Source organism: Bacillus atrophaeus (assembly GCF_039519175.1).
GTDB lineage: Bacteria > Bacillota > Bacilli > Bacillales > Bacillaceae > Bacillus > Bacillus atrophaeus.
The window spans coordinates 3,013,239-3,039,746 of record NZ_CP154443.1 but is presented as its reverse complement, the minus strand read 5'-3'; the positions used below and the strand labels follow the sequence as shown (position 1 = coordinate 3,039,746).

26 protein-coding genes are annotated in these 26,508 nt (G+C 44.7%); all 26 read right to left on the bottom strand.

Annotation, left to right across the window (positions count from 1 at the left end; genetic code table 11):
* Positions 1-59: 59 nt before the first annotated feature.
* The 26 genes from topA to sdaAA all read right to left on the bottom strand — a co-directional run bounded on the left by topA (position 60) and on the right by sdaAA (position 26,492).
* Positions 60-2,135: a type I DNA topoisomerase gene (gene topA, locus AAHT65_RS15485; protein WP_010788600.1), complete on the bottom strand. Its 2,076-nt coding sequence runs from the start codon at positions 2,133-2,135 to the stop codon at positions 60-62.
* A 188-nt stretch (positions 2,136-2,323) separates the two neighbouring features.
* Positions 2,324-3,223 carry a DNA-processing protein DprA gene (dprA, locus tag AAHT65_RS15480; protein WP_343310470.1) on the bottom strand — a complete coding sequence of 300 codons (900 nt, stop codon included), beginning with the start codon at positions 3,221-3,223 and terminating at the stop codon, positions 2,324-2,326.
* 61 nt (positions 3,224-3,284) lie between these two features.
* Complete coding sequence (gene sucD / locus AAHT65_RS15475; protein ID WP_003328958.1) at positions 3,285-4,187, bottom strand: succinate--CoA ligase subunit alpha; 903 nt, start codon at positions 4,185-4,187, stop codon at positions 3,285-3,287.
* 28 nt (positions 4,188-4,215) lie between these two features.
* Complete coding sequence (sucC, locus tag AAHT65_RS15470; RefSeq protein WP_010788598.1) at positions 4,216-5,373, bottom strand: ADP-forming succinate--CoA ligase subunit beta; 1,158 nt, start codon at positions 5,371-5,373, stop codon at positions 4,216-4,218.
* Between the two features lie 173 nt (positions 5,374-5,546).
* A complete protein-coding gene (locus tag AAHT65_RS15465; protein WP_010788597.1) occupies positions 5,547-5,828 on the bottom strand; it encodes a FlhB-like flagellar biosynthesis protein in 282 nt (93 codons plus the stop codon).
* Complete coding sequence (locus AAHT65_RS15460) at positions 5,825-7,573, bottom strand: hypothetical protein (RefSeq protein ID WP_343310469.1); 1,749 nt, start codon at positions 7,571-7,573, stop codon at positions 5,825-5,827. The genes AAHT65_RS15465 and AAHT65_RS15460 overlap by 4 nt, the downstream gene beginning before the upstream one ends.
* A 20-nt stretch (positions 7,574-7,593) precedes the next feature.
* A complete protein-coding gene (locus AAHT65_RS15455; protein WP_343310468.1) occupies positions 7,594-8,361 on the bottom strand; it encodes a ribonuclease HII in 768 nt (255 codons plus the stop codon).
* Between the two features lie 70 nt (positions 8,362-8,431).
* Entirely contained in the window at positions 8,432-9,277 is an 846-nt protein-coding gene (gene ylqF, locus AAHT65_RS15450; protein WP_010788594.1) for a ribosome biogenesis GTPase YlqF, read from the bottom strand.
* Positions 9,278-9,437: 160 nt separating this feature from the next.
* Positions 9,438-9,785, bottom strand: coding sequence for a 50S ribosomal protein L19 (rplS, locus tag AAHT65_RS15445; protein WP_003328964.1), 348 nt, complete (start codon positions 9,783-9,785; stop codon positions 9,438-9,440).
* A 137-nt stretch (positions 9,786-9,922) separates the two neighbouring features.
* A complete protein-coding gene (gene trmD, locus AAHT65_RS15440; protein WP_003328966.1) occupies positions 9,923-10,654 on the bottom strand; it encodes a tRNA (guanosine(37)-N1)-methyltransferase TrmD in 732 nt (243 codons plus the stop codon).
* Positions 10,651-11,175 (bottom strand): ribosome maturation factor RimM, encoded by a 525-nt coding sequence (gene rimM / locus AAHT65_RS15435; RefSeq protein ID WP_343310467.1) that lies wholly within the window; start codon positions 11,173-11,175, stop codon positions 10,651-10,653. Before rimM ends, trmD begins: the two co-directional genes overlap by 4 nt.
* A gap of 4 nt (positions 11,176-11,179) precedes the next feature.
* A complete protein-coding gene (locus AAHT65_RS15430; RefSeq protein WP_003328968.1) occupies positions 11,180-11,566 on the bottom strand; it encodes a YlqD family protein in 387 nt (128 codons plus the stop codon).
* A 129-nt stretch (positions 11,567-11,695) separates the two neighbouring features.
* Positions 11,696-11,941: a KH domain-containing protein gene (locus tag AAHT65_RS15425; RefSeq protein ID WP_010788591.1), complete on the bottom strand. Its 246-nt coding sequence runs from the start codon at positions 11,939-11,941 to the stop codon at positions 11,696-11,698.
* Positions 11,941-12,213, bottom strand: coding sequence for a 30S ribosomal protein S16 (gene rpsP / locus AAHT65_RS15420; protein ID WP_010788590.1), 273 nt, complete (start codon positions 12,211-12,213; stop codon positions 11,941-11,943). Before rpsP ends, AAHT65_RS15425 begins: the two co-directional genes overlap by 1 nt.
* A 105-nt stretch (positions 12,214-12,318) precedes the next feature.
* On the bottom strand, positions 12,319-13,659 hold the full coding sequence (gene ffh / locus AAHT65_RS15415) for a signal recognition particle protein (RefSeq protein WP_010788589.1): 1,341 nt from the start codon (positions 13,657-13,659) through the stop codon (positions 12,319-12,321).
* 13 nt (positions 13,660-13,672) lie between these two features.
* Positions 13,673-14,005, bottom strand: a complete 333-nt coding sequence (locus tag AAHT65_RS15410) for a putative DNA-binding protein (RefSeq protein ID WP_003328972.1) — start codon at positions 14,003-14,005, stop codon at positions 13,673-13,675.
* A gap of 301 nt (positions 14,006-14,306) precedes the next feature.
* Positions 14,307-15,296, bottom strand: coding sequence for a signal recognition particle-docking protein FtsY (ftsY, locus tag AAHT65_RS15405; RefSeq protein ID WP_268477839.1), 990 nt, complete (start codon positions 15,294-15,296; stop codon positions 14,307-14,309).
* A 19-nt stretch (positions 15,297-15,315) separates the two neighbouring features.
* A complete protein-coding gene (gene smc / locus AAHT65_RS15400) occupies positions 15,316-18,876 on the bottom strand; it encodes a chromosome segregation protein SMC (RefSeq protein WP_343310466.1) in 3,561 nt (1,186 codons plus the stop codon).
* Positions 18,877-18,969: 93 nt separating this feature from the next.
* Entirely contained in the window at positions 18,970-19,719 is a 750-nt protein-coding gene (gene rncS, locus AAHT65_RS15395; RefSeq protein ID WP_010788584.1) for a ribonuclease III, read from the bottom strand.
* A 139-nt stretch (positions 19,720-19,858) separates the two neighbouring features.
* Positions 19,859-20,092: an acyl carrier protein gene (acpP, locus tag AAHT65_RS15390; protein WP_003328976.1), complete on the bottom strand. Its 234-nt coding sequence runs from the start codon at positions 20,090-20,092 to the stop codon at positions 19,859-19,861.
* Positions 20,093-20,176: 84 nt separating this feature from the next.
* A complete protein-coding gene (gene fabG, locus AAHT65_RS15385; RefSeq protein WP_003328977.1) occupies positions 20,177-20,917 on the bottom strand; it encodes a 3-oxoacyl-[acyl-carrier-protein] reductase in 741 nt (246 codons plus the stop codon).
* On the bottom strand, positions 20,907-21,863 hold the full coding sequence (fabD, locus tag AAHT65_RS15380) for an ACP S-malonyltransferase (protein ID WP_106271576.1): 957 nt from the start codon (positions 21,861-21,863) through the stop codon (positions 20,907-20,909). The genes fabG and fabD overlap by 11 nt, the downstream gene beginning before the upstream one ends.
* Positions 21,864-21,881: 18 nt before the next feature.
* Entirely contained in the window at positions 21,882-22,880 is a 999-nt protein-coding gene (gene plsX, locus AAHT65_RS15375) for a phosphate acyltransferase PlsX (protein WP_010788583.1), read from the bottom strand.
* A 13-nt stretch (positions 22,881-22,893) separates the two neighbouring features.
* Positions 22,894-23,460 carry a transcription factor FapR gene (fapR, locus tag AAHT65_RS15370; RefSeq protein ID WP_010788582.1) on the bottom strand — a complete coding sequence of 189 codons (567 nt, stop codon included), beginning with the start codon at positions 23,458-23,460 and terminating at the stop codon, positions 22,894-22,896.
* Positions 23,461-23,566: 106 nt separating this feature from the next.
* Entirely contained in the window at positions 23,567-25,612 is a 2,046-nt protein-coding gene (recG, locus tag AAHT65_RS15365) for an ATP-dependent DNA helicase RecG (protein WP_003328982.1), read from the bottom strand.
* Positions 25,593-26,492 carry an L-serine ammonia-lyase, iron-sulfur-dependent, subunit alpha gene (gene sdaAA / locus AAHT65_RS15360; protein WP_061571541.1) on the bottom strand — a complete coding sequence of 300 codons (900 nt, stop codon included), beginning with the start codon at positions 26,490-26,492 and terminating at the stop codon, positions 25,593-25,595. Before sdaAA ends, recG begins: the two co-directional genes overlap by 20 nt.
* Between the last annotated feature and the right edge of the window lie 16 nt (positions 26,493-26,508).

Here is a 26,508-nt window from a genome sequence, read left to right as displayed (position 1 = left end):
GTTTATTATTCAAGTTCTTCTTTTAACACACAAAGAAGGTGAGCAAGACCTGCTCACCGCTACTTTTGTGGTTCTTCCTTATAATCGCATTCCACGCATTGAACTTGTATGCCCTTTTTGAGTTTTTTCTCAACAAGCATTTTTCCGCATTTCGGACATTTTCGTTCAATTGGTTTATCCCATGATACAAAGTCGCATTGTGGATAACGGTCACAGCCGTAAAAAACCCGTTTCTTTTTCGATTTTCGTTCAACAATATTTCCTTCTTCGCACTTAGGACACTTCACTCCGATTTGTTTAACAATCGGTTTTGTGTTTCGGCAGTCTGGGAAGTTTGAGCAGGCTAAAAATTTACCGTAGCGACCCATTTTATATACCATAGGTGAAGAGCATAGTTCACAATCTTCGCCGGCATATTCGGGCTCAATCTCAACTTCTTTCATTTCAGCTTCTGCTTTTTTAACCCGTTTTTCAAAGTCGGTATAGAAGCGGTCAATGATTTGCACCCACTCGGTGTTGCCGTCTTCAACATTATCGAGGTCTTGTTCCATTCTCGCCGTAAACTCTACGTTTATGATTTCAGGGAAAAATTCCATGATGAGCTCAAGAACAATCTGCCCAAGTTCAGTCGGCACAAACCGTTTGTTATCCAATCCGACATAACCGCGCCGCTGGATTGTGTCAAGCGTCGGAGCGTAGGTAGACGGCCGGCCGATGCCTAATTCTTCAAGCGTTTTGACTAAGCGGGCCTCAGTGTACCGAGGAGGCGGCTGAGTAAAATGCTGTTCGGGTTCGATATCTTTAGATAAGACCGTGTCCCCTTCCTGTAAGTCAGGCAGCATGCGGTCTTTTTCTTCAAGCTGGTCGTCTTTTCCTTCTACATAGACCTTCATAAACCCGGAAAACTTGACTTTACTTCCGGTTGCCCGAAATGTCAATCCGTTGTTTTCAAGATCAACGCTCATTGTATCTAATACAGCAGATGCCATTTGACTGGCGACAAATCGTTCCCAGATTAATTTATACAGTCTGAGCTGATCTCTGCCGAGAACCGTTTTTAATTCATTCGGCTTACGGAGAATAGAAGTGGGCCGGATTGCTTCGTGGGCATCCTGCGCATTTTCATTCTTTTTCGCCGGTTTGCGCTTTCCGCCTAAAAACTCTTTTCCGTACGTCTGGTCAATAAAGGCTGCCGCTTCTTCCACGGCTGTGTTAGAGATACGGGTTGAATCCGTTCTCATATACGTAATCAGCCCGACCGTTCCTTCTTTGCCAAGATCAATTCCTTCATATAATTGCTGTGCAATCATCATCGTTTTCTTAGCTCTGAAATTGAGTTTGCGCGCTGCTTCCTGCTGTAGGGTGGAAGTAGTAAAAGGCAGGGCAGGATTGCGCTTCCGTTCCTTTTTGGTCACTTTCTCAACTGTATATTTGTTGCCTTTAAGCTGAGAAAGAATTTCTTTCACGTCGGCTTCGCTTTTCAGAGGATGCTTTTTGCCGCCTTTACCGAAGAAGCTTGCTTCAAATGTTTCTTGCCCCTTTAAGAAAGAGCCGTCAATCGTCCAATACTCTTCCGGCTTAAATTCATTGATTTCTTTTTCACGGTCAATGATTAAACGAAGTGCAACGGATTGCACCCGGCCCGCACTGAGTCCTTTTTTGACTTTTTTCCATAAAATCGGGCTGATTTTGTATCCGACCAGCCTGTCTAGAATTCTTCTCGCCTGCTGAGCATCAACAAGGTCCATATTAATCATCCGGGGATGCTTAAATGACTCCTTAATCGCGTCCTTGGTGATCTCGTTAAAAACTACCCGGCAGTCGGAGTTGAGGTCCAGATCAAGACTGTGGGCGAGATGCCATGCAATCGCTTCCCCTTCTCTGTCGGGGTCAGCCGCGAGATAGACTTTCTTAGCTTTTTTGGCAGCCGTTTTTAATTCTTTTAAAACAGGCCCTTTTCCTCGTATCGTTATATATTTGGGTTCAAAGTTTTGTTCTATGTCAACGCCCATTTGGCTTTTAGGCAGATCCCGGACATGTCCCATTGAAGCTTTGACTTTGTATTTCTTACCTAAATAACGTTCAATCGTTTTCGCCTTAGCGGGCGATTCTACGATGACTAGATAATCAGACATTTTCATCCCCCTCAAGAGGTGTTCTCTCTCTTTTCAAGTATATTTCATTTCATTTTTGAAGCTGCCTTTATATGGCTTTCAATATTTAATTCTTTATCGTGAACGTCATTTTAAACATGAAAAACAATATGCAACTTTAAATCCTCACTATTATTAAATATTACAATACGGTTTGTCAAACGATATTTCTAAAAGGGTTCCGTATATTGAACGTTTTCCTCCGATAACTCACTGTAAATATCCTCAGCGGACTGTACAGATTTTGCCCCTTCTTGAATGAGTTTTATAGGTCCTCCGGAGTATGGATCAAATATAGAACCAGGCACGGCAAACACCTCCCTGCCCTGGTCAAGCGCTTGATAGGCAGTGATTAACGAACCGCTTTTTTCTTTGCCTTGCACTACCACTATGCCTTCGGACAACCCGCTTATTAAACGGTTTCTCATGGGGAAATGCCATTTTTGGGGTTTTGTTTCCGGTGGATGTTCTGACAGCAGCAGATGATACTTCGCCATGTATTCTGCTAACTGCTGATTTTCTCGGGGATATATATGATGAAAACCGCCTGCTATGACACCGATTGTATACCCTTTTGCCTTGATGCAGGCTCTATGGGACAAACCGTCTATTCCGGCCGCGAGTCCGCTTACAATGATCCACTGGTTGCCTGCAAGTTCTTTTGTAAGATGAAAAACTGCTTTTTTGCCATATGCGGTAGGATTTCGCGTACCTACCACTCCAATTTTCCGGCCTTTTATAAGCAGGTTCTCATTCCCTTTGGCAAACAAAACGGGAGGCGGATCATAGATCGTTTTCAGCCATGTCGGATATTGATGTGAAGTGATCGGAATGACTTTGATACCTCGCCGTTGATAGTCAGACAGCTGTTCTTGAAGCTTATCATATTCTTTCTCTATTTGAGTTTTAAGCGCGGCGGCTTTTATTTTACCGGAAGTGATGGTGTGTATTGGGTGCGGTTCAGTCTTAAAAGAAAGAGACGGATCAGCCTTCCACCATTTTAATAGAAGAGACGGGGATAATAAACGGTTAATGCTGCAAATGAGTAAACAGGCAGACGCCTGATCCAAACCAACAACCTCCTTTTGGCATAAAAAGCAGGAACAGCCTTAACAGCTGTCCCTTTTGTTATTAGTGAGTTTTACAAGTTTCAAATAAACCTTTTTCTTTTAGAACTTTGATGAGCGTTTCTCCCATCACGGAAGGTGTTTCCGCAACTTCGATTCCGCAGGCATTCAGCGTTTTAATCTTTTCATCCGCTGTTCCTTTTCCGCCGGAAATGATCGCGCCGGCATGTCCCATGCGTTTTCCCGGAGGTGCGGTTTTTCCGCCGATAAATCCGACAACAGGTTTAGTCATATTAGCTTTTACCCATTCTGCCGCTTCCTCTTCAGCTGTTCCGCCGATTTCGCCGATCATAATCACAGCGTGGGTCTCAGGGTCTTCGTTAAACGCTTTTAAGACATCAATGAAATTCGTTCCATTAACCGGGTCGCCCCCGATTCCGACAGCTGTAGACTGTCCTACACCCGCTTCTGAAAGCTGATGAACCGCTTCATATGTTAATGTTCCAGAGCGAGAGACAACGCCTACATGGCCTTTTTTATGGATATATCCAGGCATGATGCCGATTTTACATTCTTCAGGTGTAATGACGCCCGGACAGTTTGGTCCTATTAATCTTGTTTTCTTTCCTTCCATAAAGCGTTTCACTTTCACCATATCTAATACCGGAATATGCTCGGTAATACAAATGACAAGATCAAGCTCAGCATCAACGGCTTCCATGATTGCATCAGCAGCGAACGCCGCAGGCACATAAATAACAGATGCGTTGGCACCGGTCGTGTGGACAGCATCAGCCACTGTATTGAACACAGGCACGCCTTCTGCTTCAGTTCCGCCTTTTCCAGGTGTTACGCCGCCTACAATGTTTGTTCCGTATTCAAGCATTTGCTTCGTATGAAACAAAGCGGTAGAACCTGTAATCCCTTGTACAATAACTCTTGTATCTTTATTTACAAATACACTCATTATTTGGTCCCCTGCCTTTCATGCTTTCCTATACTAAAGATACGATTTTCTGCGCCCCGTCAGCCATAGACTCCGCAGATGTAATATTCAAACCTGATTCACTAAGGATTTTCTTCCCTAGATCTACGTTTGTGCCTTCAAGACGGACGACAAGCGGCAATGTTAAACCGACTTGTTTCGTCGCTTCAACTACCCCTTCCGCAATGACGTCACATTTCATAATGCCTCCGAAAATGTTGACAAAAATTCCTTTTACATTTTGGTCGGAAAGAATAATTTTGAATGCCTCCGTTACTTTTTCAGCAGTTGCGCCGCCTCCCACGTCAAGGAAGTTGGCAGGATCTCCGCCGTAATGTTTAATGATATCCATTGTGGACATCGCAAGGCCGGCTCCGTTTACCATGCAGCCGATATTTCCATCCAGAGAAATGTAGCTTAAATCGTATTTAGAAGCTTCAATTTCCTTTGGATCCTCTTCGTCCAAATCTCTATATTCCATAATATCTTTTTGTCTGTATAGTGCATTGCTGTCAAAGTTTAATTTCGCATCAAGCGCCATTACTTTTCCGTCGCCTGTCACAACAAGCGGATTAATTTCAGCAATTGAACAGTCTTTCTCTACAAATGCTTTATATAATCCCAGCATAAATTTAGCAGCTTGTCCGACAAGCTCCTTTGGTATATTAATAGAAAATGCGATTTCTCTCGCTTGATAGCCTTGCAGTCCCACAGCCGGATCAATAACGACTTTCTTGATTTTTTCCGGTGTTTTCTCTGCTACTTCTTCAATCTCCGTTCCGCCTTCTTCAGACGCCATCAGTACGATTCTTGAAGTAGCGCGGTCAAGCACGAGACCGACATAGTATTCCTTCTTAATGTCGCATCCTTCTTCAATAAGTAAGCGTTTTATTACTTGGCCGTCCGGACCTGTTTGATGCGTAACGAGCGTCTTCCCTAACAGCTCCTCGGCATACGCTTTTACTTCTTCTTTTGATTTCGCAATCTTTACCCCGCCAGCTTTGCCTCGACCGCCAGCATGAATTTGCGCCTTTACGACATAAACCGAGCTTGATAAGCCCTCCGCTCTTTCAACTGCTTCTTCTGCTGTAAAAGCCACTTTACCTTCAGGAACAGACACTCCGTATTTTCTGAGGACTTCTTTTCCCTGGTATTCATGGATATTCATTTCCCATCCTCCTAACTTATGTAACAAAACTAAAAATAGACTGCGCTTTCATTCTATATAATACTGGAAGGATTGTCTAGAGTTCGATGAAAAATCGTAAAATCCTTCTAAACATTCAAACTTTTATTTTACTGAAAATATAAATTTAAATGGAGTATGGGGAATATTTCTGGTTACTTTTTATTTTTTACACTTTCATCCAGCTTGTAAACAAAAGAAAATATTTCGGCTACAGTTTCATAAAGCGCTTCCGGAATCTGATCATCCACTGTCAAATGTCGCATTAATTCGACAAGGGTCCGATCTTCCTGAATCGGTACCCCTGCTTTTTTCGCTTCTGCTATAATGTTTTCCGCAATGTGTCCTCTGCCTGTCGCTATGACCTTCGGCGCTTTATCCTTCCGCTCGTCATAATGCAGAGCTACGGCTTTTCTTAACGGCGTCTGTTCTTTCATATTCTCACATCCAGTTCTTGTTCGCTGCTGTTCGTTATATATCGTTCGATGTGAATGTCTGCTGCTGAATGAACCCTTTTTTTCGCCACAACACCTGACAGGCTGTATCCCATTTCTTTCAGGGATTGTTTCAAAGCTGGCACCATCGGATCAATCGCAGACTGCAGATCAAATTCGGTTTCTATCGAAATTGTCATAACATTTTGCTGAACAAAGCAATCAACAACAGTCTCTTTTAATGATTCAAGATTCAGTAAAAAAAGAAGCCGGCAATGAGAAGGATCTAGCTTTCCGTCGGGTTCTTTCTGTCCTTTAAAAAGAACGGTCATATCCTGAACACTGTTTTTTGAAAACATTGGAAATGACATGACAACCTGGCTGTAGGACGGGTGATCCTGCTGGATGAAGAGCTGTCCGTTTAATTTATGAAAAAGCTGATCAGCCTCCCTCTTGACAGGATCAGAAAGCTCATTGGACGTTCGTGCGGCATGGAGCGTCAGTTTTAAAGATTGGAGTTCATCACGCTGGATGTCTGCCCCTTGTTCAAATGCTTTAATAAAAGCCAATTCGTCACGCGCGCCCAGTCCCTGTCTGATTTTTAACAAGAAGGAAAGAACATCTGTTTTGCTGGACAAGCTTGGTTCCGCTTGTTTCACCGCCTCAACGAAAACGTCGGCTTCTTGATCTGTGACTTGCGCCGCTTGCATAACAGACGGCACGGTTCCTGTTTTCGTATTTTCCTGTGAAAGCACCGCCTTAATCCAAGCCGCCGCTTCTTTTAGCACATGGCTGCCGTTTTTTTCAGCTTGAACAGACATTTTTTCAAGGAGCAGCCGCGGGATTTCAGGTATATCCTCTTTTCCCCCGGCACTTTGCATGCCCTTTTGCTGCGGCATGCTTTCAGAAACGGTATTGGGCTTTATCGTGCCTTGTATTTGTTCCGGCGCTGACCGCCGGCCGCTGATATGCCCTTCAGTATCATTAACGGATGTCATCGCTTTCTTACCGCCGAATCCCTCATTTTCCGCTTGTGAGCCGAGCATTCGGATCAGACGTTCTGCATGTATGTCGCTTTCCGCGTCAAAAAGCGCCGTGACAGCCTGTTTTAACTTCATCAGCGCTTCTGTCGGCTGAGAATCTTGATTGATTGCGTGAAGTAACCGTGACAGCTGCTGATTCATTGAAACTGGTGATTTGACTGCATGAAGGGCGTTCAGCACGCCCTCATGGACAGGGAGATCACGCTTGAGGGTAAATAAAATGGTTTCAATCGCTTTTTTTGTATCTGCGGGCGACAGAGTTTCCATCCATTGAACAGCTGTTTTGATATCGTTTTCTGTTATCGGCTGATTGCTTTTCAGCATAGCGCTGGTCATTAACAGAGATGTATTGGACGGTTTAATTGAAATGGCGCTTAAGAGCTTTCCTGCCGCTTCCTGAACTGTTGCCGGATTTTGTTCAAAACGTTGGACGACTTGGAGCCGGCCCATTTGTTCTGCTGGTTTTTTTTCATAAGAAAACCAATAATACGCTTGAGGGCGAAGCTTTGTCTCTAGCTTTCCCTGTATGGTTTGGTCCCCTACCTGGATCAGCGCATGCTCATCCCCCGTGAGACGGAGCACCTTCCCTAAAAGAAGCCTCTGAATGCCGCTTGACTCTTCAGTTGGATTTGACTCCTGCAGCGAAACGGCTGTGCCCGCAAACAGGCTTCTCAGCGCTGTATGTATATCGTTGCGCATGTTCATTTAAAAAGCGCCCCCCTTGCTTAACAGTAAGTTTGAACAGGAGCGAAAGTTCTTCGGTGAATATCCGTCGGCCCATATGCAGCGAGTGCTTCCAGATGCTCTTTTGTCCCGTAGCCTTTGTGCTTTTCAAACCCGTACATCGGGTAGGTTTTGGCATACTCGCTCATCATTCTGTCTCTGGTTACTTTAGCTACACAAGCCCCGGCTGCGATGGAAACGCTTTTTGCGTCCCCTTTTATAATGGAAGACTGAGGTATGTCAAGGGGCAGCGTCATCGCGTCCACAAGCAGATAATCGGGTGCTTCGGACAGTTCACGTACTGCTTTGACCATTGCCAGCTTTGACGCTTCGTATATATTCATTTCATCTATGACAGAAGCTTCGATAATGCCTATTCCGACGCCAAGCGCTTCGTTCATAATACGTTCATAATATTCTTCGCGTTTTTTTTCTGAAAGCTTTTTCGAATCTGTCAATCCAAGTATTTCACTTTCCGCAGGCAGGATAACGGCGCTTGCCACAACCGGCCCCGCCAGCGGCCCTCTGCCTACTTCGTCAATTCCGGCAATTATACGGAAGCCTTTGTTTCTTGCCAGGCGTTCACAGTAAGTCATACTCTCCCATTGTTCTTTTAATGCTTTTTCCTTCGCATTCTTTTTCAGCCATTGTTCTACGAGCGTTTGTACGCTCTTCCTCTGGTCTTTTTCACACTCGGCAAGAAATGGGTCCCGTTCGTCTTTCACCTCTTGCAGCCGGTCTTTAATGTCCTTTACTGTCAATGTATTCACTTTCTCTTCTCCCTTACTATATGTATCGGTGCGGCAATGAAAAAATAAAGACCCGCATCTCTGCGCGCCTTTATGATGGCTGTTCGAAAGACAGCCTGCCGAACTTCTCTGTACGAATGTCCCGGATGATGACTTCTGTGGTTTTATCATAGTTAATAAGCCCGCCGCTCATCAGGCAGCCGCGTTTTTCTCCGATTGCGTCAAACAGCTCCGCAATATCCTCGGGTATCTCTTCAAGCCCGTAACGCTCTTTCAGACGGTCCGGATAATGTTCTTCCAAGAAACGCAGTCCAAATACGGCGACGTCCTGCAGGTTGATGATAGAGTCCTTAATCGCCCCGGTTATAGCCAGTCTGAGACCTACAAGTTCGTCTTCGAATTTTGGCCACAAAATCCCCGGTGTATCTAACAGCTCCAGTTCTTTGCCGACCTTTACCCATTGCTGGGATGTCGTGATACCCGGCCTATCTCCTGTTTTTGCAATATTTTTCTTCGCCAGCCTGTTAATGAGCGTTGATTTCCCAACGTTTGGGATGCCGATAATTAAAGCCCGGATGGCTCTCGGCTTAACGCCTTTCGCTTTTCTCTTATCGATTTTCTCCTGCAATAATTCCTTCGAGGAAGGCACGATTTGGTTTAAGCCTTGTCCATTCACTGAATTAATTGACAGTGACGGAATGCCTTGCTTTTCAAAATGCTCTTTCCATTGCTTTGTGACGGCTGCATCGGCTTTATCGGCTTTATTTAACAGCATAATGCGCGGTTTATTTTTTAAGATTTCTTCAATCATCGGATTTCTTGATGACATCGGGATTCTGGCGTCCACCAGCTCATATACAATATCAATCAGTTTTAATTTTTCGGTTACTTCCCGTCTTGCTTTTGCCATATGGCCTGGAAACCACTGAATGGTCATGTGACACTAACACCTGCCTTATCTAGTAAGAAGACACTCTCTTCTTCTGGGTCATTTCTGGCTGTCTCTTATGTATTTTACGATGCCTGTACGGCTTTTTCAAATGCAGTCATAAAAAAAGAGCTTGTTAGCAGTAACAAGCTCTTTTCGTTCGTTATCATTATCGTCTGATTTCTTTAATACGAGCCGCTTTTCCGCGAAGTTCACGTAGGTAATAAAGCTTAGCACGACGTACTTTACCGTAGCGTACAACTTCGATTTTAGCGATTTTTGGGGTGTGTACAGGGAATGTACGTTCAACGCCAACACCGTAAGAAATCTTACGAACTGTGAAAGTTTCGCTGATTCCACCACCACGACGCTTAATCACAACACCTTCGAAGATCTGGATACGCTCACGGTTACCCTCAACAACTTTTACGTGTACACGTAAAGTGTCACCAGGACGGAACGCAGGAAGATCTGTGCGCAATTGTTCTTTTGTGATATCTTGAATTAATTGTTGCATCGTTTTCAACTCCTTCCAACAGATGCTCTTGACCATAAAACCGGCACAGCGGAACATCGTTTTCAAGCTTAGGCAGATAAGTCCGCTTAAGCCACAAGTAGTATCTTACCACAACTCAACTTTCTGTGCAATACTATCTATTCTTTTTCCCACTCAGAAATCCATTTTCTTTCTTGCTCTGTGAGCGGATAGTGTTCGAGCAGATCAGGACGCCGCAAAAAGGTTCTTTTCACCGATTCTTTTTTTCGCCATTCTTTAATCTTCGCATGGTTTCCTGACAGAAGCGTCTCAGGGACCTTAAGGCCATTATAGTCTGCGGGCCTTGTGTAATGAGGGTGCTCTAAGAGTCCCGTGCTGAAGGAATCCTCAAGATGGGATTCTTCTTTCCCAAGCACTCCCGGCAGCAGTCTCACGACACTGTCTGCAATCATCATGGCCGGCAGCTCTCCGCCTGTCAGCACGAAATCGCCGATTGATATTTCGTCTGTCACAAGATGTTCTCTGATTCTCTCATCATAGCCTTCATAATGGCCGCAAATGAACATCAGATGTTCTTCTTCCGCCAGCTCCTCTGCTTTTTTCTGATTAAAGCGTTCGCCTTGAGGGCAGACGAGGATAATGCGGGGAGAAGCTTTTGATTTCGCGGTAAGCTCCTCTACTGCGTCAAACACGGGCTGAGGCTTCAGAACCATGCCCGCCCCTCCGCCGTAAGGATAGTCATCCACTGTTTTATGCTTGTTATCAGAAAAGGCGCGGAAATTGACGACATCAAATTCAACGGCGTTTTTCTCCTGTGCTTTTTGCAAAATAGAGGAACCCAGCACTCCTTCAAACATGTCGGGGAAAAGGGTTAAAAAATCAATTTTCATTCGTCTATTAATCCTTCCATCAAATGAATCTGAATTTTCTTTTCCGTCACGTCAATATCCTTTACAATTGATTCAATGTAAGGAATCAGTGCATCTTTTTGGCCTTTTCGCTCGACAACCCACACATCATTTGCTCCGGGAGTTAATATCTCCCTGATGACTCCGATTCTCTCGCCGTCTTCTGTGTACACTTCACAGCCGATAATTTCATGGAAGTAATATTCACCTGCATCAAGCTCCCCTAAGTCTTCTTCCGGAACTTTGATGACCGCGTTCTTTAATTCTTCCACATCATTCAGGGAAGGTCTTTCTTTAAACTGAAGAAGGTGAAATTGTTTATGAAGCCGGTGCGTTTGAACTGTGACTTGCACAGGCTCTTTGCTGCCGCTTATAAACAAATAGAGGGTCTTGCCGGGCTTGTACCGCTCTTCGGCAAAATCGGTTTTGGAAATGACCCGCACTTCGCCTTTAATTCCGTGAGTATTTACTATCTTGCCCACGTTAAACCATCGCTTTGCCATATCATCACCTCGGGCGAATTTCGATTACCACTCCGTCTTTAATGACGATGGTATTTGCTGCTGTTTTCTCGTGCCAGTTATCGCCGACATCAATGGATAACAGCGCGTCGATTTCCTTTTCTTTCACTTCGCTTCCAAGCGGCAATGTGTGCGCTTGGTTGATTTGGAAATCGATCATTTTGATTTTGTCTTGTCTTTTTTCTATCGCTTTTTTAAATTGTTCTGTGACATCAGGGTTAAGATGATCTTTTTCATGTTTTCTAAGCTGGAAATAGAGCTGGTTGCATTCTCGCTCAAGCGATTGTTTTTTTTCTTCAAAAGAGGCCACAAGCTTCTCTTTACTGTGCTCGGTTAAGACTTGCATGACGGTTACACGGTGAATAATCTGCATGGCACCAGGCTCCCTACTTTCAAAACATTTTTCCTGACGAAAAGCGGTTTGACCTATTTATCATGTCTCTCTTTTAACTGTTTACCCATTTTTTCGTGTAAAAAAAGGGGAGGTGCCGGCCCTCTCCCTTTAGTCAAATATCTCAAGTTGAACTTTCTTAGAAGACCGAGCGCCAGCCGCAAACACAACTGTTCGAATCGCTTTTGCAGTCCGGCCTTGCTTTCCGATAATTTTACCGGTATCTGATTTATTAACAGATAAGCGAAGCGCAATCTTTTGATCAGTTTCTTCTCTTATGACCCGAATGTCTTCCGGATGGTCAACAAGCGGAGCCACAATCGTCACAATCAAATCTTCCAAGTGTTGATCAGTCATTACTTGCCTTGTTTAGCGTTGTGGAATTTTTCCATGATTCCTTGGTTAGAGAACAAGTTACGAACTGTGTCAGAAGGTTTAGCTCCAGTTTGAAGCCATTTAAGAGCAAGCTCTTCATCAATTTTCACTTCTGCTGGTTTTACAACCGGGTTGTAAGTTCCGACTGTTTCGATGAAACGGCCGTCACGTGGTGAACGAGAATCTGCTACAACAATACGATAGAAAGGAGATCTTTTTGATCCCATACGTTTTAAACGAATTTTTACTGCCATTTTACTAGCACCTCCGAAAATATTTCAACAAGATAGTATATTAACAATGATAAAAGTGTTTGTAAAGTGTTTTTTCTTAACAATGGTTTTATCATGTATAACCGATTACATAAAAGGTAATTTAAATCCCTTTTTCTTTCCTTTTGACATGTTGGTCATCTGCTTCATCATTTTTTTCATTTCTTCAAACTGCTTCAGCAGACGATTGACTTCCTGTACGGATGTCCCGCTTCCTTTTGCAATCCGCTTACGCCGGCTTGCATTGATGAGATCCGGCTGTTCTTTTTCAAGAACAGTCATTGATTTAATGATGGCTTCAACGTGATTCAGCTGCTTTTCATCCACCTGAATGTTCTTTAAGCCCTTCATTTTCCCCGCGCCGGGCATCATTTGCAGAAGCTCATCAAGAGGCCCCATGTTGCGAACCTGTCCGAGCTGCTCCAGAAAATCATCAAGTGTGAAACTCATCGTCCTCATTTTTTGTTCCAGCTCTTTTGCTTTGTCTTCATCGACACTTGCCTGAGCTTTTTCAATTAATGTCAGAACGTCGCCCATTCCGAGAATTCGGGATGCCATTCGCTCAGGGTGGAAAGCTTCAAGCGCGTCAAGCTTTTCTCCTAAGCCGGCAAATTTAATCGGCGTATTCGTAACCGCCCGAATGGAAAGGGCTGCCCCTCCGCGCGTGTCACCGTCAAGTTTCGTTAAAACAACACCCGTTAAACCGAGCTGTTCGTTAAAGCTTTTGGCCACATTTACGGCGTCTTGACCAGTCATTGAGTCGACGACAAGGAAGATTTCCTCCGGGTTCGCGATTTCTTTTACATTTGCCAATTCATCCATGAGTTCATGGTCAATGTGCAAACGGCCGGCGGTATCCAAAATGACATAATCATGATGTTCTTCCTTGGCTTTTTCAATGGCCTGCTTGGCAATTTCAACCGGGCTTACCTGGTCGCCAAGAGAAAAAACAGGCATATCAAGCTGTTTACCGAGTGTCTCCAGCTGCTTGATCGCAGCGGGACGGTAAATATCAGCGGCAACCAGAAGCGGTTTACGGTTATGCTTTTTACGGAGCAGATTCGCAAGCTTCCCGGTGGTTGTCGTTTTACCCGCCCCTTGAAGACCCACCATCATAATGACGGTAGGCGGCCGCTTCGCTACGGCGATTTTGCTTTCTTCTCCGCCCATCAGCTCGGTTAATTCCTCTTTTACAACCTTAATAACCTGCTGGCCGGGCGTCAGGCTTTGCATGACGTCTTGGCCGACGGCTCTTTCACTCACTTTTTTCACAAAGTCCTTAACCACTTTAAAGTTTACGTCGGCCTCAAGAAGCGCAAGCCGAACTTCACGCATCATTTCTTTTACATCTTGTTCGGTGACTTTACCTTTTCCGCGGATTTTGGAAATCGTCTGCTGCAGTCGGTCGGCTAATCCTTCAAATGCCATTGTTTGCCGCCTCCTAATCTAATTTCTCAAGCGCTTCGATAAGAGCTTCAACGTCTTCCTTCTCTTTAACGTCGGACGTGAGCTCCTTCAGCTTATGAAAGATCTCTTTACGCTCCTGAAACTTTTTCAGCAGGAGCAGCTTTTCTTCATATTGTTCAAGCATTGCTTCTGTACGTTTAATATTGTCATAAACGGCTTGTCTGGACACGTCATATTCTTCGGCTATTTCGCCAAGGGAGAAATCGTCCAAGTAATAAAGCGACATATAGCTCTTCTGTTTGGACGTTAACAACGACTGATAAAAATCAAACAGATAGTTCATTCTCGTTGTTTTTTCGAGCGACATCATGAGCTCTCCCCTTTGTTAAGTCAAATCCCTTTACGAAAACTTAGTTTACATGGTTTTATATCAACTGTCAAGTTTTTATCTTGTCAAAGAAAAATGCCTATTTTCACAAATTGATTTGATCATATTCAAAAAAAAGAACTTGATGCTGATATATGTAAAGGAAGGCAAAATTATAGAGGTTAACATGAGTAAAATCACACAATCAGACTGCGGGAAATCCTTTTACTCCTGCGAGATGGTTCCCTTTAAAGTTTATAGTGAAAAATAAAAAAACCGGGGAAGCCCCCGGTTTTTCCGATTATTCATCTGCATTTTCAACTAAGTCTGAAAAGAGTCCGTATACGTATGATTCCGGATCGAATTGCTGGAGATCATCAACTTTTTCTCCAAGGCCCACCAGTTTTACAGGGATATGAAGCTCGTTGCGGATCGCAAGAACAATTCCGCCTTTTGCCGTTCCGTCGAGTTTGGTTAAGGCAATTCCTGTTACATTGGTTGCTTTTGAGAATTCTTTCGCCTGAGCCATCGCATTTTGTCCGGTTGTTGCGTCAAGGGCCAGCAGCACCTCGTGAGGCGCTTGGGGTACCTCCCTTTCAATCACGCGTTTTACCTTTTCAAGCTCCTTCATCAAGTTCACTTTATTTTGAAGACGGCCGGCTGTATCACAAATGAGCACATCGGCTTCCCGCGCTTTCGCAGCGTGAACAGCGTCATATATAACAGCCGCAGGGTCGCTCCCGGCAGCCTGCTTAATAACAGGCACTCCTGTCCGTTCTCCCCATACTTCCAGCTGTTCGATAGCCCCAGCTCTGAACGTATCTCCAGCTGCAAGAACGACAGATTTGCCTTCCTCTTTCAGCTTATGCGCAAGCTTGCCGATCGTTGTCGTTTTTCCCACTCCGTTTACACCAACTAAAAGAATGACATTCAAACGTCCTGCTTGAATATTCAAGTCAGAAACCTGCTCATCTCCGCTGTTATAAATCTCAACCAATTTCTCCGAAATAACAGATTGTACTTCCTGAGGATCTTGGATATTTCTCAGTTTGACTTCTTTTTTCAGCTCATCAATCAGTTCCATGACTGTCGTAAAGCCTACATCCGCTCCGATCAGCACTTCTTCAAGCTCTTCAAAGAAATCTTCATCCACTTTGCGGTAGCGTGACACAAGATCATTTACTTTATCTTGAAAGGAACTCCTAGTTTTCTCCAATCCCTCTTTAAATTTTTCAGATACGGAGTCTGTCTGTTTTGTGATTTTCTCTTTTAATTTTTTAAAAAAGCTCATCTTTCAACCTCTTTCCTCGTTACTGAACTAATTCTTTTGTTTCCTCCAGCTTGACCGAGACCAGCTTTGAAACCCCAGATTCCTGCATTGTAACGCCGTAGAGCACGTCTGCTTCTTCCATTGTCCCTTTTCTGTGGGTGATCACGATAAACTGTGTTTCGCCGCTGTATTTTTTCAAGTATTGCGCAAAACGGAAAACATTTGCCTCGTCAAGTGCCGCCTCTACCTCATCCAATACACAAAACGGCACAGGCCTTACCTTTAGAATCGAGAAGAGAAGGGCTATAGCCGTAAGGGCTCGTTCCCCGCCTGATAAAAGGCTCAGATTCTGCAATTTTTTCCCCGGAGGCTGCGCGATGATATCAACTCCCGAATGAAGCAGATCGTTCGGATCAGTAAGCTTTAGCTCCGCACGGCCGCCTCCGAACAAGGAACGAAAGACGTGATCGAAGTGAGAACGGATCTGTACGAACGTATCATTGAAACGCTTCGTCATTTCCTCATCCATTTCCTCAATGACTTGGAACAGCGTATTCTTCGCTTCTGTCAGGTCATTTTTCTGCTCACTCAAAAATTCGTACCGTTCATTGACCCGCTCGAATTCATCTATGCTTCCGAGGTTGACGGTGCCAAGCTCCTCTATTGCCAGCTTAATCAATTTGACTCTTTTTCTGGCTTCTTCCGGGTCTGTTTCAAGCTGGTACTTTTCTTTCGCCCCTTCAAAGGACAGACTGTACTCTTCACGTAAGTACTGCAATAAATTATCCAGCTCGACTTCCATCCGGCCGAGTTTTACTTCCTCGTCTTTTAAGAGCGTTGTCTTTTGTTTATACAGCCGCTTCATTTCTTTCAGTTCGAGTTCGTATGTATCTAGGCCCTGCTGGAGTTTCATGCGCTGGTTCCGTCTTACAGAAATCAGTTCAGCCGTTCTAGTTTTATCATTTAATTTGGCTTTTGCAGCTTCTTCAAGCTTCACTTCCCCGCTTGTGCTGGATGACATCTCTGTCGTTAAGAAGCTTAAATCCTCGGCGGTTTCTTTTAAGGCGAGCTGCGTTTCTTCCAGCTCTTTCTTCAGTCTGTTGAGATTTTCCTCTTCATTCGTACAGACTTGTTCCTTTTTCGCCGCGGCGATTTTGTGTTCTGTCAGCTCATTTGATAATGATTCTTTCGTTGAAGTTTGCATTTGCTTTTGCTGTGTGAGCCTTTCCATTTCCTCTTCAAGCTCTTTTATTTGATCAGACACTTCTGCAAGCTCTTTTTCAAGCTGACGCTTGCGTGCATTCTTTTCTTGATCGTTTTCCAGAAGAGCCGATTTTTCCTGATCGTAGAGCTCTAAATGAGTATTGATATTCTTCTCGGCAATTTGCAGCTCGTATAGCTGGCCTTTGATGTCCTGCTGCTTCAGCCTTAAATTTTCTCCGGCTTCCCTCAATTCAGCAAGCTTGTTCTCAGATTCCTGAATGGATTGCTTGACGGATTTGACTTCACTTTCCAAGAGAGCTGTTTTTTCTTCCATTTCCACAAGCCGTTTAGTGATGGTTTCAAGCTCCCGGCTTCTTCCGAGAAGCGAATTGTTTTTCTTCTTGACTGCTCCCCCGGTCATGGAGCCGCCCGGATTCACCACATCTCCTTCAAGCGTGACGATGCGGTATCTGTGTCCCAGCTGCTTGGCGAGCTCGTTTGCTCCCTTTAAGTGCTCGGTTATCAGGACTGTTCCAAGCAGGTTTTGAATGACGCGGCGGTATGCCGGCTCAAATGTGACGAGATCGCTTGCCACACCGATAAATGCCGGATGTTTTTCCGCTGTTTCTGCATCACGGCTTTGGAGCTGACGATCTTTCACAACAGAAAGAGGCAGAAATGTCGCCCGGCCGAATGAATGCTGCTTTAAATATTGAATGGCCTGGCGGGCAGATTGCTCGTTTTCTGTTATGACGTGCTGGGCAGAAGCGCCAAGAGCGATTTCAATTGCCGTTTCATACGTTTGTTCCGTTGTGATGAGTTCAAGTACCGCCCCATGAATGCCGTCAAGCTTGTTTTTTGCTTTCAGCACTTCCTTTACGCCTTGATAAAATCCGGAGAAATCTCCCTGCATCGTTTCCAGCATGTCTTTTTTTGACTTTGCCTGCTGTACGAATTGATACGCCTGATAAAGCGCAGATTCATTTTTTTCATATTGGCGTTTTTTCTGTTCATATTTCGACTGGGCTTCACGGTACTGTGCCACTTGGCGGTGCATGTCATGCTCAATGCGCGCAAATTCGGTTTCACACGCGGCCTTTTTTTCAGAAATTTCTTTTCGTTCTTGAATGTATTTTTCGTTATTGGCTGTCATTCTTTGCTGCTGCACAGCAGACTGGGACATTTGGTCATCTAAAAGCTGCAGCTCATTGCGGAAGGAGGCCTGGCTGTTTAATAACTCAAAGTAATCGCTTTTCAGCTGTTCGATTTTCTCTTCAACATTTTCACTGTGCAGATTCAGTGCCTGCTGCTTTTCTTTGGCCTGGGCCTGAAGTTGCTTCACTTCTGCCCTCAGCTTTTCAAATACCGCCGTCTGCTTTGTGATATTCTCTTTCAGCTCGGTTTCTTTTTGCTGATAGAGAATAATTGCTTCTTCAAGTTGTTCTCGGTTTTGAGTGGCGTTTTTCTTACGCTCTTTCAGTACTTCTTTGCGCCCTTCCAGTTTTTCAAGCTCTTCACTTGTGACTAAAAGGACCTGTTGAAGCTCATCAACCGATTCGTCAAGCGCTTGGATTTTATCGCGTGTGTCTTCGATTTTTGCTTCCTTTGCAGAAATAGCAGAAGATTCAGCGACCTCTTCCTCTTTTGCGATTTGAACTTTTTTCTGAAGGCTCGTCCACTTGCCGTGCAGCTCTTCAATATCATAAGCGGTCAGAGCGATCTCCACATGTTCCAGCTCTTTCTTTTTATCCAGATAGTCTTTTGCTATGGATGCCTGGATTTTCAGCGGTTCTACCTGACCTTCAAGCTCATGTAATATATCTTCCACTCTGTTTAAATTATCCTGTGTTTCAAACAGTTTGTTTTCCGCTTTTTTCTTTCTTGTTTTATATTTGAGCACCCCGGCAGCTTCTTCAAAGATGCTTCGCCGCTCTTCCGCCTTGCTGCTCAGGATTTCTTCGACTTTCCCTTGGCTGATGATGGAAAATGCTTCTTTTCCAAGCCCGGAGTCCATAAATAAATCAATGATATCCTTTAAACGGCATGGCTGATTATTGATAAGAAATTCACTCTCGCCTGATCTGTAAACTCTTCTTGTCACGCTGACTTCGTGGAAATCAATCGGCAAAAAATGATCGTCATTGTCGAGTGTCAATGTGACCTCAGCAAGATTTAATCTCTTTCGCGAATCGCTTCCGGCGAAAATAATATCTTCCATTTTTCCCCCGCGAAGAGACCGCGCTGATTGTTCTCCAAGAACCCAGCGAATGGCGTCTGTTATATTGCTTTTTCCGCTGCCGTTCGGACCGACAACGGCGGTGACGCCTTTTACAAAATCAACGGAGATCCGTTCTGCAAATGATTTAAATCCTATAACGTCTAAACGTTTGAGGAACATAGCGATCCTCCTTATGTATGAATTAAGTATTTCAATTTTATCATAAACTTGTCCGGAACATACTGAAATCCCCCTTGGAGATGCAGGGGGATTTTATTGTTTCGTATGGTGTTTTTGCAATTTAGCAAGAGCTTCCTGCGCCGCGTGCTGTTCGGCTTCTTTCTTCGAACGGCCGTTTCCGATTCCGAGCGCTTCACCTTTAAGGGATACGAGCGCTTCGAATTCCCGATTGTGCGCGGGCCCTTTTTCATTCTGTATTTTATACTCAAGCGTGCCTTTACCATCCCGCTGTACAAATTCTTGCAGCTGGCTTTTGAAATCCATCACATGAGAAAAAGCACCATCGTTTATTTTAGGGAACACATAGACTTTTAAGAAACTTTCGACCGGCTCTAATCCTTGGTCAAGGTATAAGGCTCCGATAAACGCCTCGAAGACATCAGCCAAAAGTGCAGGACGCTTCCTTCCGCCTGTCATTTCTTCACCTTTTCCTAGTAGGACAAGATCGCCGAATGACAATTCATGAGCCAGAGAAACGAGAGACGGCTCGCATACAATTGCGGCTCTCAGCTTCGTCAAATCTCCTTCACTCATAGCCGGATATTTGGCAAATAAGAATTGGGAGATCGTCAATTCCAAAACAGCGTCACCTAAAAATTCAAGCCTTTCATTATCTTCATATGGCTTTTTCCGATGCTCATTCACATACGATGAATGTGTAAATGCTTGATACAAAAGTTTTTCGTTTTGAAAATGAACTGAAATCCGTTCTTGGAACTCTTTAAATTGCTCAATTTTTTTATAGAACGTTTTTCTATCTTTATAATGTGAGTGTTTTGACATAGTAACCTCCATAGGCACATCAGGTTCACCGCGCTTCTCTGACTAAACCGGATACAGCGCACGTAAAAGCGGCATGCTGTAATAACTGCACGAATAAAGGGCTAAAGCCCCGCTTTCAGACGGGACTTTTAGCTTTAGCTTATTGCTGGTTTTGTATGTAGTTCACAGCGTCGCCGACTGTTGCAATCTTTTCAGCATCTTCGTCAGAAATCTCCATGTCAAACTCGTCTTCAAGTTCCATAACAAGTTCAACTACATCTAGGGAATCAGCACCTAAGTCTTCCTTGAAAGAAGCTTCAAGTTTGACGTCTGCTTCATCTACGCCAAGGCGGTCTACGATGATTTTTGTTACACGCTCTAATGCATCTGCCATAGCAATTCACCTCCCCTCAAGTATTATAGTTGATTCGTTTTTAAAAAACTAGAGTAACTATGATGAAATTTTCGAGAAAATATATTACATCACCATTCCGCCGTCAATATGAAGCGTCTGGCCTGTCATGTAACGTGCTCCTTCGGAAGCAAGGAACGTGACAACGCTGCTGACGTCACGAGGATCGCCAAAACGCGCGAGCGGAATTTGTTTCAGCATTTCATCTTGTACTTCTTTGGTCAGTTTATCCGTCATATCCGTAGAAATAAATCCCGGTGCAATTGCATTGACGGTAATATTGCGGCTTGCAAGTTCTTTCGCTGACGATTTAGTTAAACCGATGACTCCGGCTTTTGCCGCGACATAGTTGGCTTGTCCCGGGTTTCCGCTGACACCTACAATAGATGACACGTTAATAATCCGGCCCGAACGCTGTTTCATCATTTGTCTTGTCACAGCTTTGGTGCAATTGAAGACACCTTTTAAGTTAATGTTGATAACATCATCCCACTCATTTTCTTTCATTCTCATCAGCAGGTTGTCTTTTGTAATGCCGGCGTTGTTCACCAGGATGTCAATAGAAGAGAAAGTCGCGATTGTCTCTTTTATCATGTTTTGTACATCTTCGGCATTTGATACATCGCATTTTACAGCAATTGCTTTTCGACCGAGTGATTTAATTTCATCAACCACTTCATTTGCTTTCGCTTCATTGCCCGAATAGTTAACGACAACGTCAGCTCCGTTTTTGGCCAAATCCAATGCAATCGCACGGCCGATTCCGCGTGACGCTCCAGTTACGATAGCCGTTTTATCATTCAGCATTTCCGTACTCCTCCTTTAACGTTTGAATTGCAAGCTCGATAGTTTCCGGATCAGAAACTGCAATGGTTTTCAAACGGCGGTTTACTTTTTTGACAAGTCCGGACAGCACTTTCCCGGGGCCGATTTCGATAAAAACGGTGACACCTTCGTCAATCAGCTTGTTAATTGTTTCCTCAAAACGGACCGGTGAGTAAAGCTGCTCAATCAGCTTGGCTTTGATGTCTTCTTTCTCTGTCATTACATCAGCAGAAACATTTGAAATGACAGGAACATTCGTATCTTTCAGTTCACAAGCGTCCAGTACTTCTGCCAGCTTTTCTGCAGCCGGTTTCATCAATTCCGAATGGAAAGGACCGCTTACCTCCAGCGGAATGGCCCGTTTTGCACCGTTTTCTTTTGCTTGCTCTGAAGCAAGCTCAACACCTTTAGCGGTTCCCGAGATGACAATTTGTCCCGGGCAGTTCAAGTTTGCAAGCTGGACAAGATTTCCTTCTTCAGTGACTTTGTCGGTCACCTGCTGTAAAGCTTCGGCATCCATGCCTAGAATAGCCGCCATCGCACCTTCTCCGGCAGGCACCGCTTCATTCATAAATTCGCCGCGTTTTCTGACAGCATAAACAGCATCTTTAAAAGAGATCGCTCCTGCTGCGACAAGCGCTGAGTATTCGCCGAGGCTGTGTCCGGCGGTAAAATCCGGTGTAATGCCTGCCTCTTTAAATTTTTCAAGAATCGCGATGCTTGTCGTCAGCAGTGCTGGCTGCGCATTATATGTAAGAGTTAATTCTTCGGCATCGCCTTCAAAAATGAGGGAGCTGAGCTTTGTTTCCAAGGCTTCATCCGCTTCATCAAATATTCGTTTTGAAACGGATTCCCGTTCATATAGTTCTTTTCCCATTCCAATAAATTGTGATCCCTGTCCAGGGAATAAAAATGCAACCTTGCTCATGATGATAAAACCTCCAGATTAAGCATCCGTTTTTTCTTCTTTTATTTCTTCTTCGATAAAAGCAGCGACATTTTGGCTGACCATGTCTCTGGCCTGGCGAATGGCATGGTAGACCGCACGGGCGTCTGAAGAACCGTGCGCTTTAATCACCGGCGCCTTCAATCCGAAAAGGCTGGCCCCTCCATACTCGGAATAGTCCATTTTCAATTTCATTTCTTTTAATTTCGGCTTAAGCACTGCTGCTGCAAGCTTTGAAGTGAAATTGGATGTCATTGCTTCTTTCATCATTTTAAAAATAGACATCGCAGAGCCTTCCAGGGTTTTAAGCGTAACATTTCCCGTGAAGCCGTCTGTTACGACTACATCGGCAACGCCCTCTAAAATATCTCTCGCTTCAACGTTTCCGATAAATTGGACGTTTGTTTCCTTTAACAGCTGAAATGTCTGCTTTGTCAGATCGTTTCCTTTTTTATCCTCGGTTCCGACATTTAAAAGGCCGATTCTCGGAGCAGATATGCCAAGCACTTGTTTGGCATAAACCGAACCCATGATGGCGTATTGAACAAGGTGTTCTGGTTTAGCATCCACATTGGCTCCGACATCGAGAAGGAGAAAGCCTTCACCTGAAACAGTCGGCAACGTCGGCGCAAGCGCAGGGCGTTCAATCCCTTTTATTCTTCCGACGATAAACAGCCCCGCTGTCATTAAAGCGCCTGTATTTCCTGCTGAAATGCAGGCATCAGCACGTTGTTCTGCCACTTCCTGAGCCATCAGCACCATAGAAGAATTCTTTTTTCTGCGTACGGCGCGTACAGGTTCATCTGTCGCTTCAATCACTTCATCGGCGTGCAGCACCGTGATGCGTTCTGAAGTTGTTGGTAAGTGTGATTCTATTGTTGTTTTGTCACCGACTAGCGTAATTTGAAGATCATCAAACGCTTCAATCGCCTTCATAACTCCGTCAATAACAGCTTTGGGAGCGTGGTCTCCTCCCATAGCATCTACAGCTATTCTCATGCATGCTCCACCTTTATGAATGTTTTGAACGGTACATGTCAAAGTCTCCAGAAAAAACAATCTCTTCCGCAACATAGCTGTTGACCTCAACAACCGTTCTGCCTTTATCTTTTTCGACCGCAGTCACCTTTGCTTTAGCAACGACACGCTCACCCTGCTTCACCTGTCTTGTAAAGCGGATATTTGCACTCGCTGTTAATGCCAGCTCATCATCAATGACCGCAACGGCAAGTGAGTTCGCCTGCGCAAACAAATGATGCCCTCTCGCAATCTGATTACGGCTGAAGACATGCTCATTTTTAATTTCCAATATAGAAATCGCCTGTTCATCAAGCTCGAGATCAATAACCTCCCCAATGACCTCATCTAACGACAGCGATTTCACTTCATCTTCAAGTGTTTTCTCTGCAACGTTTTTTATTCTTTCTCGAAGCTCCGGTATAGAGAGCTCTAAGCGATCCAGACGGATAGTCTGAATGCTCACCCCGAATTTTCCCGCTAGTTCTTCATCGGTGATAAAAGGGGTCGCTATTATCGTCTGCTGTAGCAATTCCTGGCGTTCTTTCTTATTTCTCCTCATATATAAACACCATCCGGACAATTAAGACTAGGTACTAATAGTAGTATATAATCTCATAGATTGGAATGCAACGATTGTTTATAGAGAAAACCAAAAATTTCTGAACTCAGCTTAATTTTTCGCCGTCCATTACCCCGCTTTTCAACAGCTGCTCTCTCAGCGCCTGGTATTCCGGCTCGTTCCAGAAAGCCTCTGAAGATACCAGATCAGCCGCATCCTGCCTTGCCGTTTCCAGGGCTCTGTAATCATGGACCATGTCTGCCACCTTGAACTCAGGCATACCGCTTTGTTTTTTTCCGAAAAAGTCACCAGGACCGCGCAATTCCAAATCCTTCTCAGACAATTCAAAACCGTCATTGGTCTCAGACATTATTCTCATCCGCTCTTTCCCGGTTTCGGATTTCGGATCAGCCATCAAAATACAGAAGGATTGATATTCTCCGCGTCCGACCCGTCCCCGGAGCTGATGAAGCTGGGATAAGCCGAAACGGTCAGCATCATATATAACCATAATCGTGGCATTCGGGACATTCACGCCTACTTCAACTACTGTTGTTGAAACTAATATCTGACACTCATTTGCGCTGAATTCCCTCATCACCTGATCTTTTTCATCAGAGTGCAGCTTTCCATGCATCAGTCCCACATTCCATTTGCCCCGATAAACTTCTGAAAGCATGTTGTATACATCAATGGCATTTTGCACATCCAGTTTGTCAGACTCTTCAATCAGCGGACAAATGATATACGCCTGCCTGCCCTGTCTTACTTCTTTTTCAATGAATGACAAAATGCGGTCAAGCATGTCGTGCTTCACCCAATAGGTTTCGATTTGTTTACGCCCTGCCGGCATTTCATCAATAACCGATACATCCATTTCTCCAAAAACGGTAATTGCGAGTGTCCGGGGAATCGGGGTAGCGGTCATAAATAACACATCAGGATCCTGCCCCTTGTTCCTGAGCTTTTTGCGCTGCTCCACTCCAAACCTATGCTGTTCATCTGTAATTACAAGGCCCAAAGCTTTAAACTCGACCTCGTCCTGTATCAGGGCGTGGGTTCCTACGAGTATATCGATATCTCCCGCTTGCAGTCTTTCAAGCAGTTCCCTGCGCCGTTTGCCTTTGACTGAGCTTGTGAGCAGAGCGATATTCACATTCCAATTCTCAAATAGGGCAACGAGAGAATCCGCGTGCTGCTCGGCAAGTATTTCTGTCGGCACCATAAGCGCACCTTGGTAGCCTGATAGAATGGCTGCGTACAGCGCGATAGCTGCCACGGCCGTTTTCCCAGACCCTACGTCCCCTTGAAGCAGCCGGTTCATTCTGTACGGCGAAGACATATCCGCCGTAATGTCGCGTAGCACGCGGGACTGTGCATTCGTAAGGGGAAACGGAAGGCTTTCTACAAAGCTCATCAGTTCTTCGTTGGAAAAATGATGCTTGATGCCTTGTGATTGTTCTCGCTCAGCTTTCCGGAACGCCTGCATTTTCAGCTGAAACAGCAGGAATTCTTCATAGACGAAACGGCGCCTAGCCTGCTTTAAAGATTCTCTCGTTTCTGGCTGATGCATCGTTTTTAATGCTTGATGATAATCCGGCAGTTTATAATGGAGCCTGAGTTTTTCAGGCAACGGATCAGACATTGTGTCAAGATATTGGGAAAGTGCCTGCTGAATGAATCTTCTCATCATTTTCACGGTGACATTTTCTTTTACTGAGTAAACCGGCTCTATACTTTTATCCTCTTGATGCGGGCCGTTTTTCAGTTCCTGCACCATGATAGTCTGGCGGTGCTTGTCCCATTTTCCAGATATGGTGACCACTGAACCGAGCGAGAGCTTTTTTTTCAAATAAGGGCGGTTAAAGCAAACGGCCGTAATTAAATAATGGCCGACCAAAAGCCGGAATGTCAGCCTGTTTCGCTTTTTGCCGTAATAAGTGAGAGAAGGCTCTGAGTGAACCTTCCCTTCGACGGTGACTCTTTCATCATGCTTGACGTCTTCTAAATCTCTCAGCTCGTAGTCATCATAACGGTAGGGAAAATAGTTCAGCAGATCAGACACATCATAGATACCAAGTTCATGAAGTGTTTTTTCTGTTTCTGATCCGATACCTTTGATATGAGAAATACTAGTTTGCAGACGTTTCACTTGAACTGAGCGCTCCTCCGAATATTTTTTTCTCTAATTCTCTTCCGGTCGGTGTTGCCGCTAATCCGCCCTGCCCAGTTTCTCTTAGCGAAGTCGGCATCGTTTGGCCAATTTTGTACATGGCGTCAATGACCTCGTCACACGGGATGCGGCTCGTGATACCGGCAAGCGCCATATCAGCAGCAATCATTGCATTTGAGGCGCCCATTGCATTCCGCTTCACACATGGCACTTCCACAAGGCCCGCCACCGGATCACACACTAGCCCAAGCATGTTCTTCAGCGTAATGGCCATGGCTTCCGCACATTGTTCCGGTGTTCCTCCGGCCATTTCCACAATTGCCGCTGCGGCCATCCCTGAAGCTGATCCGACCTCAGCCTGACACCCGCCGGCTGCGCCTGATATACTCGCATTATTGGCAACGACAAAGCCGAACGCTCCTGATGTAAACAAAAAGCGCACCATCTGTTCTTTTGTCGGATTCAGTTTTCCCTTTACCGCAAATAAAGTTCCCGGAACGACACCCGCTGATCCGGCGGTGGGCGTAGCGCAGATCGTGCCCATCGCGGCGTTGACTTCATTCGTCGCGACTGCTTTTGATACCGCATCTAAAATGAGAGAGCCCGACAGGCTTTTGCCTGATTCAATATAGGCTTGCAGCTTAACCGCGTCTCCCCCAGTCAAGCCTGTTTGGCTTGTTACGCCTTTAATGCCTCTTTCAACTGCCGCTTCCATCACGGTCAGGTTGTGCTCCATCTGTTCGAAAATTTCGGCTCTCGTCTTTTCCGATACTTCCATTTCCTGAGCGATCATCACCTCTGAAATGGGAATTTGTTTTTCTTTTGTAATCGCAATTAATTCCTTTACATTACGAAACATAGCTTATGTCCTCCTG